The sequence below is a fragment of the Pseudomonas sp. 91RF genome, from assembly GCF_003576265.1.
Taxonomy (GTDB): Bacteria; Pseudomonadota; Gammaproteobacteria; order Pseudomonadales; family Pseudomonadaceae; genus Aquipseudomonas; species Aquipseudomonas kribbensis.
Genome location: NZ_QWFC01000019.1, coordinates 193378 through 205948, shown reverse-complemented (window position 1 = coordinate 205948; position 12571 = coordinate 193378). Strand labels below are relative to the sequence as shown.

Here is a 12571-nt window from a genome sequence, read left to right as displayed (position 1 = left end):
CGAATAATGGCCGATCCATCATCAATCAGGAAAGGATTCCCCCGTGCGACACACAGGCAAAGACCCTGACGCACGGGCCAAATACGCGCAGCAAAAAGACGCGAGATTCCCATTCCGTGAGGCTCGACGACAGTGGTCGCCGAGCCAACCAGTCCAGGTAAATGGCGCACAATGACTTCTAAAAACAATCCGGCCACTGCGGTATCCGATCTGACCCTGAGCCCTGCGGCGAACAGCCCTGCCCCGATGAAGCCATTGCCTCCTTCGCGCCCTCTGGGCACCCAGCAATACCTGTACTTCACCGAAACCAACACTGACCGCATCCTCGACAACCTCGACGGCCTGCGTGACCTGGTGTTCCCGCGCCCGCCGCACCTGGAAGGTGACAACGAGCAGCACAACGACCAGGAATTCCCGTCGGTGTGCCTGATCGGCCTCGGTCGCTGCGGCTCCAACATCGCCCTCGACGTGGCGGAGCTGGTGTACAACGCGCGCAAGTTCTACCTCAACGAATTCAACAACGAAGACCGCGTGGCTGACCGTCGCCTGGCCTCCGACAAAGGCTACAGCCCGGCCCAGTGGATCAAGCAGAACCTGCGGATCGGCCCGAACAAGTCGACCAAACCAGTGTTCCTGGTCGAGCCGCTGGTAATGCTCGGCGACCTGGATAAAGACATTGCCGGACGCATCCGTTTCTCGCGCAAGGGCGAGAAAAGCGGTTTCCTGCGCGACTACAGCAAAATGAAGATCATGGACTTGTCCGAAGTCCACGCCGGTGGCGCCGGTAACGCGCCGATCCTCGGCCAGTACCTGGCGAAGATCATCCTCAACAAGGACACCCAGCGCTTCTCCAGCCCCGACTGGAAAATGATCCACTCGTACCTGATCGACAGCTGCGGCATCAAGGCCAACCAGTCGCGCCTGTATTTCTCGATCTTCAGTGCCGGCGGCGGTACCGGTTCGGGCATGGCCTCGGAATTCGGCCTGGCCCAGCAGCACTCGTACATGAACAAGACGTTCGACACCAAGCCGATGGACGAACATGACGGCAAGAGCGGTCATTCGTTCGTGTTCGAGCCGATCTTCACCAGCGGCATCTGCGTGCTGCCGAACATTTCCGACCACCGCAGCGAAATGTCCGAGGCGCTGCACATCAACGCCGGTCGCCTGCTGTGCAAATACCTGTCGGAAGAATGGGATTTCTCGTACAACTTCGCCAACGAAGACAGCAGCGAAGCCAGCGTCATGGGCCGTATCCGCCCATGGAACGCGATGATGCTGATCTCCAACGACATCATGCGTTACGCCGAAGAGAGCGATGACGGCAACATCCAGAACATTGATGTCAATGCGATGGAGAAGCACGCTAACCAATACATCTCGCAGCAGATCTTCAACATTCTGACGGCCCAGGCGGTTACGACCGACTACGACCAGAACTATTTCCGTCGCGCCGGTATCGACATCGGCGAGACCATTCGCCTGGACGCCAACGACCTGTTCATGAGTCTGGCCGGCCCGGTCGCCATTGCCTACGCCGAATCCGTGGTGCCGGAAACGCCGCCACCGAGCAGCGACAAGTTCAAGGTGTTCGACAAAGAGCCACAGCGCCTGAACATCGACGACCTGTTCTTCCGCTCGATCGACCTGCCGCACTTCAACAAGGTGACCCAGGCCATCGAAGGCATCAGCCTGCTGCCGATCGAATCCAAGCGTTATCGCGCCTCGCTGGAGCAGTACAAGAATTCCGGCTACGACGCCGCCGCGCTGTATGACCTGCACTTCTTCAAGAACTGCTCGTCGGTGGTCTCGATCGTTTCGCTGCCGAAAGACTACAAGCTGTCGTACATGGACCTGAACCGGTTGAAGACCCACCTCAACAGCCTGTTCCCCAACACCACGCTCAAGCGCTACGCGCTGGTGATCGGTGCTTCGGCCAACCTGTCGCTGACCACCCTGATCGCCAAGAGCCCTTGCCTGTCGGACGACTTTCTGACCCTGATCGTGGCGTTCATCAAGCGTTGCTTTGCGAAGAATCCGTACCGTTTCGACGAGACCCTCGACAACTCGATCCTCGACTTCATCATCAATGAAGAATTCGACGAAGAACGTATCGATGACCTGCTCAACGAATTCGAGAACCCGGCGAAGATCCTCGATACCAACTGGTACGCGATCAAACCGATGTACGAGAAGAAGTACCGCGAGCTGATCAACGACAAAGAGAAGTTTGTCTCGATCAACGACATTCGTCTGTCGCGCGATTGTGTGAAGAAGTCGATCAAATACCTGCGCGAGATCTATCGCCACCGGATCGGCAAGACCAAGGTCATTTCGCTCAACAATCACACCGGCAAGACTTACTCGGTCTGACACCGGACCGAGGCGACCCCATCGCGAGCAGGCTCGCTCCCACATTGGAATGCGTTTCCCTGTGGGAGCGAGCCTGCTCGCGATGAGGCCCTCGAATTCCCCGATTTATTCAGCCTTTCCAACATCCCGAAACAATTAAGCAGCCGTTAGGCTGCTTACTAAACTGTGCCCGTTACGTTTACGTCACCGTTATGCCACCCGCGCTTGTGGCATTTCTCTACGGCAACGTGCCATCACGCTACTCGGCTACACACTTTTCCTCGGCCATCATGCGCACCAACGAGGTGCAACCCCTCAGGCCGACGCCCTTTCCTGGACCAGAATCCACGGCCGCACCACCACCGCCCACATCTCGGGATCACGTTCGAAAATATCCAGCGCCCGCGTTTCAGACAGCTTGGCGACCTTGTCTTCGGCCAGCCAGGCAGCGACTTTCTCGCCCTGATCCGATGCCACGGCCTCGGCCACGGCGATCAAATCCAGGTCGCCGTCGACCCACAATAGGGCACCCTGGGCGTAGAAGCGCTCCAGCTCTTTCCAGGTAATGGATGCGGTTTCACCAAGCAGCTTGGCATAGAGGGTGCTAGGTTCTTGATTCATGGGACTGTCCGGAAAAGAAATCGGCGCGAATGATAACGTCGGTGGTCCGGCAGAAAAACCCGGTAGCAAAAGGCTGTACCGAACGAAAAGCGCAGGAAAGCCAAGGAATGCTGACGATTGGGGCATAAGCCCTCTGAAAGCCCCGCCGCAATTCTGTCTTTTTCTTTCATTAAAGCGACATCTCCAGAATTTGCCCCTGGGCGCCAGCTTCCCAGGCCAACAACCGGCGCTCTACACTGTACCGGTACAGTTGCCGGGGGCATTTCCGGAAGGTATCGCGAAGATATCCAGCCCGGTTCTGCTGCTACGGCGTCAGGACTCTAAAAAAATACAACAGTAAGAGTGGAGCACTATGACTAAGGCTACTAAGCAGATTTCCAAACTGTTTGCCGCTATGGTACTGGCCGGGGTTGCCAGCCATTCGTTCGCAGCTGACACCATCAAGATCGGTATCGCCGGCCCTAAAACCGGCCCGGTAGCCCAGTACGGCGACATGCAGTTCAGTGGCGCCAAAATGGCCATCGAACAGATCAACGCCAAAGGCGGTGTCGACGGCAAGAAGCTTGAAGCCGTTGAATACGATGACGCCTGCGATCCGAAACAAGCGGTAGCGGTGGCGAACAAGGTCGTCAACGACGGCGTCAAGTTCGTGGTCGGTCACCTGTGCTCCAGCTCCACTCAGCCTGCTTCGGACATCTACGAAGACGAAGGCGTGATCATGATCACCCCGGCTGCCACCAGCCCGGACATCACCAATCGTGGTTACAAAATGGTCTTCCGCACCATCGGCCTGGACAGCGCCCAAGGCCCTGCAGCCGGTAACTACATCGCCAAGTTCGTCAAACCGAAAGTCGTCGGCGTACTGCACGACAAGCAGCAGTACGGTGAAGGCATCGCCACCGCCGTCAAATCCACTCTCGAAAAAGACGGCGTGAAAGTCGCCGTGTTCGAAGGCGTCAACGCCGGCGACAAAGACTTCTCCGCGATCATCGCCAAGCTCAAGCAAGCCAACGTCGACTTCGTCTACTACGGCGGCTACCACCCGGAGTTGGGCCTGATCCTGCGTCAAGCCCAGGAAAAAGGCCTGAAAGCCAAATTCATGGGTCCGGAAGGCGTGGGTAACGACTCGATCACCCAGATCGCCAAGGACGCGTCCGAAGGCCTGCTGGTGACCCTGCCGAAATCCTTCGACCAGGATCCGGCCAACGTGGCCCTGGCCGATGCATTCAAGGCCAAGAAGGAAGACCCGAGCGGTCCGTTCGTGTTCCCGGCCTACTCGGCGGTTGAGCTGATTGCCCAAGGCATCACCGCTGCCAAGTCCGAAGACCCTGCCAAAGTGGCTGAAGCCATCCACGCCGGCACCTTCAAGACCCCGACCGGCGACCTGAGCTACGACGCCAAGGGCGACCTGAAGGACTTCAAGTTCGTGGTTTACGAGTGGCACAACGGCAAACCTAAAACCGAAGTGTCGCCTCAGTAAGGCGCTGCCTGACTGACTGCCAATAAAGCCCACGGCGTGCCGTGGGCTTTGTTTTACGAATGTATTGGGCCGCGCTGGCGTGATCCGCCAGTCTCCCCACCTGAAAATCTCAAAACCGTCATCAGCGGTTCGCTGGCAAAACCCGGATTCGAAGTGGATGAAGATCCACGGGACCGGGCGGGAAAATGACTCCACCAGTGAAATGCGTATCAGGTTTTTAGGAGCGCTGTAATGCCTGACATCTATCACTTCTTCCAACAGCTGGTTAACGGCTTGAACGTTGGCAGCATGTATGCCCTGATCGCCATCGGCTACACGATGGTCTACGGCATCATTGGAATGATCAACTTCGCCCACGGCGAGGTGTACATGATCGGTTCCTACGTGGCGTTCATCGCCATCGCCGGGCTGACCATGATGGGACTCGAAAGCGTGCCACTGTTGATGACCGTGGCGTTCATCGCCAGCATCGTCGTCACCAGTTCCTACGGATACAGCATCGAACGCATTGCCTACCGCCCGTTGCGCGGCAGCAACCGTCTGATCCCGCTGATTTCCGCCATCGGTATGTCGATCTTCCTGCAGAACACGGTTCTGCTGGCGCAAGACTCCAAGGACAAAGCCATTCCCAACCTGATTCCGGGCAACATTGCCTTCGGGCCAGGTGGTGCACATGAAGTGCTGATTTCCTACATGCAGATCGTGGTGTTCGTCGTGACCCTGATCGCCATGCTCGGCCTCACGCTGTTCATCTCCCGCTCTCGCCTGGGCCGCGCCTGCCGCGCCTGCGCCGAAGACATCAAGATGGCCAACCTGCTGGGCATTAACACCAACAATATCATCGCCCTGACCTTCGTCATCGGTGCTGCGCTGGCGGCCGTCGCGGCCGTGCTGCTGAGCATGCAATACGGCGTGATCAACCCGAACGCCGGTTTCCTCGTCGGCCTCAAGGCCTTTACCGCCGCAGTACTGGGCGGGATCGGCAGCATCCCCGGCGCGATGCTCGGCGGGCTGGTGCTCGGGGTGGCGGAAGCCTTTGGCGCCGATATCTTCGGCGACCAGTACAAGGACGTGGTGGCTTTCGGCTTGTTGGTTCTGGTGCTGTTGTTCCGTCCGACCGGCATTCTGGGCCGTCCGGAGGTTGAGAAAGTATGAACAGGAATCTTAAACAGGCGCTGTTCAGCGCCTTGCTGGTCTGGGCCGTGGCCTATCCGGTACTGGGTCTGAAACTGACCATCGTCGGCATCAACCTGGAAGTGCACAACACCAGCCCGGCCATTCTGGCGACCATCGCCATCTGCTCGGTGCTGATGTTCCTGCGGGTGCTGTTCAACCAGCAGATCAGCAAGGCGTGGCGTTCGTCGCCGGGTCTGCCGCTGATCCCGGCCAAGGCCAGCAACTTCCTGACCCTGCCGACCACCCAGCGCTACTTCATCATTGCGCTGATCATCGGTGCGCTGGTCTGGCCGTTCTTCGGCTCCCGTGGCGCGGTGGACATCGCGACGCTGATCCTGATCTACGTGATGCTCGGCCTGGGCCTGAACATCGTGGTTGGTCTGGCCGGTCTGCTCGACCTGGGTTACGTCGGTTTCTACGCCGTCGGCGCCTACAGCTACGCGCTGCTGTCGCACTACTACGGCCTGAGCTTCTGGATCTGTCTGCCGATTGCCGGCCTGATGGCGGCCACGTTCGGCTTCCTGCTCGGCTTCCCGGTGTTGCGTCTGCGCGGCGACTACCTGGCGATCGTGACCCTCGGTTTCGGGGAAATCATCCGCCTGTTCCTGCGTAACCTGACCGATATCACCGGCGGCCCGAACGGCATCAGCAACATCGAGAAACCGACGTTCTTCGGCCTGACCTTCGAACGCAAGGCGGCGGAAGGCCTGCAAACCTTCCACGAGTATTTCGGCCTGGAATACAACTCGATCAACAAGGTGATCTTCCTCTACCTGGTTGCCCTGTTGCTGGCGCTGGCGGCGCTGTTCATCATCAACCGCCTGCTGCGCATGCCGATCGGTCGTGCGTGGGAAGCGCTGCGTGAAGATGAGATCGCCTGCCGTGCGCTGGGTCTCAACCCGACCGTGATCAAGCTCTCGGCGTTCACCCTGGGCGCGAGCTTCGCCGGTTTCGCCGGCAGCTTTTTCGCCGCCCGTCAGGGTCTGGTGACGCCGGAATCGTTCACCTTCATCGAGTCCGCCATCATCCTCGCCATCGTGGTGCTGGGTGGCATGGGCTCGCAGCTGGGCGTGATTCTCGCGGCCGTGGTGATGATCCTGCTGCCGGAAATGATGCGTGAGTTCAGCGAGTACCGCATGTTGATGTTCGGTGCCCTGATGGTGTTGATGATGATCTGGCGTCCACAAGGTCTGCTGCCGATGCAACGCCCACACATGGAGTTGCGAAAATGAGCCGCGAGATCCTGAAAGTCGAAAATCTGAGCATGCGCTTCGGCGGCCTGCTGGCGGTCAACGGCGTGGCCCTGACCGTGAAGGAAAAACAGGTGGTGGCACTGATCGGGCCGAACGGCGCCGGCAAGACCACCGTGTTCAACTGCCTGACCGGTTTCTACCAGCCATCGGGCGGCAGCATCCTGCTGGACGGCGAGCCGATCCACGGCCTGCCGGGCCACAAGATCGCCCTCAAAGGCGTGGTGCGCACCTTCCAGAACGTGCGGTTGTTCAAGGACATGACGGCAGTCGAGAACCTGTTGATCGCCCAGCACCGTCACCTGAACACCAACTTCCTGTCCGGCCTGTTCAAGACCCCGGCGTTTCGCAAGAGCGAGCGCGAGGCCATGGAGTTCGCCGAGTACTGGCTGGAAAAGGTCAACCTGAAAGAGTTCGCCAACCGCCCTGCCGGCACCCTGGCCTACGGTCAGCAGCGTCGTCTGGAAATCGCCCGCTGCATGATGACCCGTCCGCGGATTCTCATGCTCGACGAACCGGCCGCCGGCCTGAACCCGAAGGAAACCGAAGACCTCAAGGCGCTGATCAGCGTGCTGCGTGAAGAGCACAACGTGACCGTGCTGCTGATCGAACACGACATGAAACTGGTCATGAGCATTTCCGACCACATCGTCGTGATCAACCAGGGCACGCCTCTGGCCGACGGCACGCCGGAACAGATCCGCGACAATCCTGAAGTGATCAAAGCCTACCTGGGGGAAGCGTAAATGCTGCAGTTCGAAAACGTTTCCACCTTCTACGGCAAGATCCAGGCCCTGCACAGCGTCAACGTCGAAGTCCGACAGGGCGAGATCGTGACGCTGATCGGCGCCAACGGTGCCGGCAAGTCCACCCTGCTGATGACGCTCTGCGGTTCGCCGCAGGCCCACAGCGGCAGCATCCGTTACATGGGTGAGGAACTGGTCGGCCAGGACTCGTCGCAGATCATGCGCAAGAGCATCGCCGTGGTGCCGGAAGGTCGTCGGGTGTTTGCCCGTCTGACCGTCGAAGAAAACCTGTCCATGGGCGGCTTCTTCACCGACAAGGGCGACTATCAGGAACAGATGGACAAGGTTCTCGGACTTTTCCCGCGCCTGAAAGAACGCTTCAACCAGCGCGGAGGCACCATGTCCGGCGGTGAACAGCAAATGCTCGCCATCGGCCGGGCGCTGATGAGCAAGCCGAAACTGCTGCTGCTCGACGAGCCTTCGCTGGGCCTGGCACCGATCATCATCCAGCAGATCTTCGACATCATCGAACAGCTGCGCAAAGACGGAGTGACGGTGTTCCTGGTCGAACAGAACGCCAACCAGGCGCTGAAAATCGCTGACCGTGCGTACGTTCTGGAGAACGGCCGGGTGGTGATGCAAGGCACCGGTGAAGCGCTGCTGACCGACCCGAAAGTGCGCGAGGCGTACCTCGGCGGTTGATCGATCGCTTCAAACAAAAAACGGCCTTCGGGCCGTTTTTTTTTGCGCTTTGAAAAATATTTTGTCGATCGCTGTAACGCATCGCCAGGTCGTTTCTCTAGTGGGGTAAGCAAGCGCACATCGCTTGTTCCAACCCAAGTTGAAACCGGAGAAACATCATGACTGCTACCACCCGCACCCTGTCCGCTACCGCCCTGGTTCTGGCCCTTGGTTCCGCCCTGAGCATGGCCGCCGTTTCGACCGTCCAGGCGGCCGACAACAGCAACATGGAAAAATGCTTCGGCGTGGCCATGAAAGGTCATAACGACTGCGCCGCCGGCGCCGGCACCACCTGCGCAGGCACGGCGAAAATGGATTACCAGGCCAACTCCTGGAAGTTCGTACCGAAAGGCACCTGCACCACCACCGAAAGCAAGACTTCGCCGACCGGTTTCGGTCAGATGGAAGCCTTCAAGGCCAAGTCCTGATCCGGAGGCTGCCCGAGTGTCGATCATGATCACTTCCTGCGACCATGCCTCCCCCCGCACTCGGGCAGCCCTCACCGGGCTCCCGCCCCGTGCCGGGCTGGGGCTCAAGACCGGGCACTTCCGTGAAGTGCTCGGTTCTTTACCGGACATCGGTTTCTTCGAAGTCCACGCCGAAAACTACATGGTGGCCGGTGGCCCGTTTCATCATTTTCTGGGTTTGATTCGTGAAGCGTATCCGCTGTCGCTGCATGGCGTCGGTCTGTCCATCGGTGCCGAAGGCCCGCTGGATGTGCAACACCTCAAACGCCTGAGCGCGCTGATCGAGCGTTATCAACCCCACTCCTTTTCCGAACACCTGGCCTGGTCGACTCACGGCCCGGTGTTTCTCAATGACTTGCTGCCGCTCGCTTACGACACGCCGACGCTGAATCGCGTCTGCGATCACATCGACCAAGTGCAGAACACCCTCAAGCGCCCGATGCTGCTGGAAAACCCGGCAACCTATCTGGCGTTCGAGCGCTCGACGATCGACGAAGCGGATTTCATCCGTGAAGTCATCCGGCGCAGCGGCTGCGGTCTGTTGCTGGACGTGAACAACGTCTACGTCTCGTGCATCAACCATCAACGCGATCCCCTGACCTACCTTGACGCACTGCCGCTGCACGCCGTTGGCGAGATCCATCTGGCGGGGTTTGCCGAAGATTCCGATAGCCTCGGCGATCGCCTGTTGATCGACGATCATGGCGCACCGATCGATCAGGCCGTCTGGTCGCTGTACCGACAGGCGCTGGAGCGCGTCGGCCCGGTGGCCACGTTGATCGAGCGGGACAATCAGGTGCCGGCCTTCGGCGTGCTGATGGCCGAGGCGCAACAGGCCGACGCGCTTCTGCTTTGCGCAGGAGGTCGGCCATGAGCACCCAAGCGACTTTCAGCGCAGCACTTCTCGACATCAGCCTGCCCTGCCCCGACGGATTGTGCAGCGCCAACGGGGCCGATCCGGCCAGCCGATTCGCGGTGTACCGCAACAACGTGCAAGGCTCGTTGAGCAATGCACTGGCCGACAGTTATCCCGTGGTGAGGCAGTTGGTGGAAGAGGAGTTCTTCCGCGCCATGGCCGGAATTTTCATTCAAAACCAGCGACCACACAGTCCGTTGATGAGCGACTACGGGAGTGATCTGGCGGACTTCATCAACGGATTCGAGCCGGCGTCGAGCGTGCCTTATCTGGCCGACGTCGCGCGACTGGAACGCCTGCGCACGCAGGCCTATCACGCCGCCGATATCGCGCCACTCAGCCAGGACCAGATCGCTGCGGCCTTCGCGGATCAGGAAGGCCTGAGTCGCTTGCAAATCGACCTGCATCCTTCGCTGCACGTACTCGACTCAGTCTTTCCCGTGGTGGATATCTGGGCCGCGCACCAGCACGACGCAACGCTGGCCGGGATCGATCTGAATCAGGCCCAACACGCGCTGGTCCTGCGCAATGGCCTGGAGGTCGAGGTGTTCGCCGTGGATCCCGGCGCCAGCGAGTTCATCGGCCAGCTCAAGGCCGGCCTGTCACTCACCCAGGCGCTGGAATCCGCAGAAGCCTTCGATCTCAGCCAGACCCTGGCCCTGTTGATCAGCCGCCAGGCCATCACTCACTTACATCACAAGGTTTCGCCATGAACAGCCTCATTGCCCGCGCCATCGCGCTACTGGAAAAAATCCCGCACAGCCTGATCGCGTTCATCGCGCGTTTTTCCATTGCGGCGGTGTTCTGGAAATCCGGGCAGACCAAGGTCGAGGGCCTGGCCATCGACCTGATCGACGGCACCTTTCAGGTCGGCTGGCCACGTCTGGCCGACTCGACGATTCCGCTGTTCCAGAGCGAATACCACGTGCCGCTGCTGTCACCGGAAATCGCCGCGCACATGGCGGCATTTGCCGAGCATTTTTTCCCGGTCCTGATCCTCGTCGGTTTCGCCACTCGGTTTTCGGCGCTGGCATTGCTGGGCATGACGTTGGTCATCGAGCTGTTCGTGTACCCCGACGCCTACCCGACCCACGGCACCTGGGCGGCAGTGTTGCTGTACCTGATCACCACAGGCCCGGGAAAACTGTCGATCGATCATCTCATCGCACGACGTTACCGCTGAAGCCGGTCCAGGGCCTCGCCGCTGCGCTTGAACCAGTCGATCAGGTAATCCGCCAGCACTTGAGTGCGCTTCGGCAGCCCGCCCTGATACGGATGCACCAGGTACATCGGCATGCGCCGGGTCTGAAAATCCCGCAGGAGCCAGCGCAATCGACCGTCAGCCAATTCCGTCTGCAGCAGATAGGACGGCAGGCGAGCGATGCCGGCGCCAGCGAGTGCGGCTTTTTTCAGCAGGCTGTAGTGATTGCTGGCGAACGGCCCCGACACCCGCACCCGCAACAGCTCGTGCTGCTGGTGATAGAGCCACTCTTCGCGACCGCCGTAGTGACTATTGAGCAAGCAACGATGTTCGGCCAGCGCCTGTGGTGTCAGCGGTTCGCCGAAACGTTCGAGGTAGGCCGGACTGGCGCAGGTCATTTCCTGCCAGGCCAGCAAAGGCTTGGCCACCAGACGCTCGTCGTTGGCGACGTCGGTGCGGATCGCCAGATCAAAGCCATCGCGGGAGAGATCGCGGTAGCTGTTGTTCAGCTCCAGCTCGATCTGCACTTCGGGGTATTTCTGCGAAAACTCCAGCACCAGACCATCGAAGAAGGTTTCCCCCAGCGACACCGGCACCGTCATCCGCACCGGGCCTGCCATGTCGTCCTTCAAACGCGCCAATGCCTGACGCGCCCTTTCCACCTGGACGACAAGCGCCTGAGCCTGGGGCAACAGCGCCGCACCGGCCGCCGTCAGGCTGAGCCGACGAGTGGTGCGTTGCAGCAGCACCACGGAAAACTGTGCTTCCAGCTGACTGATGCGCTTGGACAGTTGTCCTTTGCTGCACCCCAGTTGCTGCGCCGCCAGGGTAAAACTGCCGGCCTCGATCAATACCGCGAACGCCGCCAGATCATCCATCTCGCTCATGGATTGTTTCCGTTTGAAAACCAAAGGTTGCCCATTAGCGCGCTTATCAGCAGAAAAAACCACTCTAGACTGAAAGCTCGTTCAATCACTTGAGGCAAGCACGATGAAAATTCTGTTGATCGGCGCCGGCGGCACCATCGGTTCGGCCGTGGACAAAGAGCTGTCGCAGCGTCACGAAGTCATTCGTATCGGCCGCAGCAGCGGCGATTTCCAGGTGGATATCAGCGACAGCGCGTCGATCCGCAAGCTGTTCGAAAAGACCGGCAAGTTCGACGCCCTGGTCTGCGCCGCCGGCAACGTAACCTTCGCCCCGCTGGGCGACATGAACGAAGACAGCTTCGCCCTCGGGCTGAAAGACAAGCTGATGGGCCAGGTCAATCTGCTGCTGATCGGCCGAGAATTCGCCAACGACGGCGCATCGTTCACCTTCACCACCGGGGTGCTCAGCCACGACCCGATCCGCAGCGGTGCTTCGGCGGCACTGGTCAACGGTGCGCTGGACAGCTTCGTCCGTGCCGCCGCCATCGAACTGCCACGGGGCCTGCGCGTGAACTCGATCAGCCCGACCGTGCTGGTGGAAGCCATGGGCAGCTATGCCCCGTACTTCCGCGGCTACAAGCCGGTTCCAGCGGCGGATGTGGCGTTGGCCTACGCCAAAAGTGTCGAAGGTCTGCAGACAGGTCAGACATTTCACGTGGGCTGAAAAGCCTCGGCATGCGGCGCTGGGTCAGCGT

Annotated in this window: 13 protein-coding genes; 11 read left to right on the top strand and 2 right to left on the bottom strand. The window is 59.8% G+C overall.

Annotated features, from left to right (window positions below):
• Positions 1–171 precede the first annotated feature (171 nt).
• Positions 172–2373, top strand: a complete 2202-nt coding sequence (locus DXT77_RS08065; protein WP_119427251.1) for a hypothetical protein — start codon at positions 172–174, stop codon at positions 2371–2373.
• A 294-nt stretch (positions 2374–2667) separates the two neighbouring features.
• On the opposite strand, the gene DXT77_RS08060 is transcribed toward DXT77_RS08065, so the two are convergent.
• Positions 2668–2973, bottom strand: coding sequence for a DUF2288 domain-containing protein (locus DXT77_RS08060; RefSeq protein WP_119427250.1), 306 nt, complete (start codon positions 2971–2973; stop codon positions 2668–2670).
• 352 nt (positions 2974–3325) lie between these two features.
• Here DXT77_RS08060 and DXT77_RS08050 point away from each other — a divergent pair, with 352 nt between their 5' ends.
• The 9 genes from DXT77_RS08050 to DXT77_RS08005 all read left to right on the top strand — a co-directional run bounded on the left by DXT77_RS08050 (position 3326) and on the right by DXT77_RS08005 (position 10932).
• Positions 3326–4453 carry a branched-chain amino acid ABC transporter substrate-binding protein gene (locus tag DXT77_RS08050; RefSeq protein ID WP_119427249.1) on the top strand — a complete coding sequence of 376 codons (1128 nt, stop codon included), beginning with the start codon at positions 3326–3328 and terminating at the stop codon, positions 4451–4453.
• A gap of 231 nt (positions 4454–4684) precedes the next feature.
• A complete protein-coding gene (gene livH / locus DXT77_RS08040; RefSeq protein WP_119427248.1) occupies positions 4685–5608 on the top strand; it encodes a high-affinity branched-chain amino acid ABC transporter permease LivH in 924 nt (307 codons plus the stop codon).
• Positions 5605–6861 carry a high-affinity branched-chain amino acid ABC transporter permease LivM gene (locus DXT77_RS08035; protein ID WP_119427247.1) on the top strand — a complete coding sequence of 419 codons (1257 nt, stop codon included), beginning with the start codon at positions 5605–5607 and terminating at the stop codon, positions 6859–6861. Before livH ends, DXT77_RS08035 begins: the two co-directional genes overlap by 4 nt.
• Positions 6858–7625, top strand: a complete 768-nt coding sequence (gene livG, locus DXT77_RS08030; RefSeq protein ID WP_007959160.1) for a high-affinity branched-chain amino acid ABC transporter ATP-binding protein LivG — start codon at positions 6858–6860, stop codon at positions 7623–7625. The genes DXT77_RS08035 and livG overlap by 4 nt, the downstream gene beginning before the upstream one ends.
• The gene (locus DXT77_RS08025) at positions 7626–8327 is read left to right on the top strand and encodes an ABC transporter ATP-binding protein (protein ID WP_003222380.1); all 702 of its coding nucleotides are present in this window, start codon (positions 7626–7628) and stop codon (positions 8325–8327) included.
• 158 nt (positions 8328–8485) lie between these two features.
• Positions 8486–8794: a DUF2282 domain-containing protein gene (locus tag DXT77_RS08020; protein WP_085712955.1), complete on the top strand. Its 309-nt coding sequence runs from the start codon at positions 8486–8488 to the stop codon at positions 8792–8794.
• A gap of 25 nt (positions 8795–8819) precedes the next feature.
• Positions 8820–9707, top strand: a complete 888-nt coding sequence (locus tag DXT77_RS08015) for a DUF692 domain-containing protein (RefSeq protein WP_119427283.1) — start codon at positions 8820–8822, stop codon at positions 9705–9707.
• Positions 9704–10462 (top strand): DUF2063 domain-containing protein, encoded by a 759-nt coding sequence (locus tag DXT77_RS08010; protein ID WP_119427246.1) that lies wholly within the window; start codon positions 9704–9706, stop codon positions 10460–10462. The genes DXT77_RS08015 and DXT77_RS08010 overlap by 4 nt, the downstream gene beginning before the upstream one ends.
• On the top strand, positions 10459–10932 hold the full coding sequence (locus DXT77_RS08005) for a DoxX family protein (protein WP_119427245.1): 474 nt from the start codon (positions 10459–10461) through the stop codon (positions 10930–10932). The genes DXT77_RS08010 and DXT77_RS08005 overlap by 4 nt, the downstream gene beginning before the upstream one ends.
• Here DXT77_RS08005 and DXT77_RS08000 read toward each other — a convergent pair.
• Complete coding sequence (locus tag DXT77_RS08000) at positions 10923–11837, bottom strand: LysR family transcriptional regulator (RefSeq protein ID WP_119427244.1); 915 nt, start codon at positions 11835–11837, stop codon at positions 10923–10925. The two genes, DXT77_RS08005 and DXT77_RS08000, sit on opposite strands and share 10 nt — an antisense overlap.
• A 103-nt stretch (positions 11838–11940) precedes the next feature.
• Between DXT77_RS08000 and DXT77_RS07995 the strand changes: the two genes are divergently transcribed.
• Complete coding sequence (locus DXT77_RS07995; protein WP_085712951.1) at positions 11941–12540, top strand: short chain dehydrogenase; 600 nt, start codon at positions 11941–11943, stop codon at positions 12538–12540.
• Positions 12541–12571: the final 31 nt, after the last annotated feature.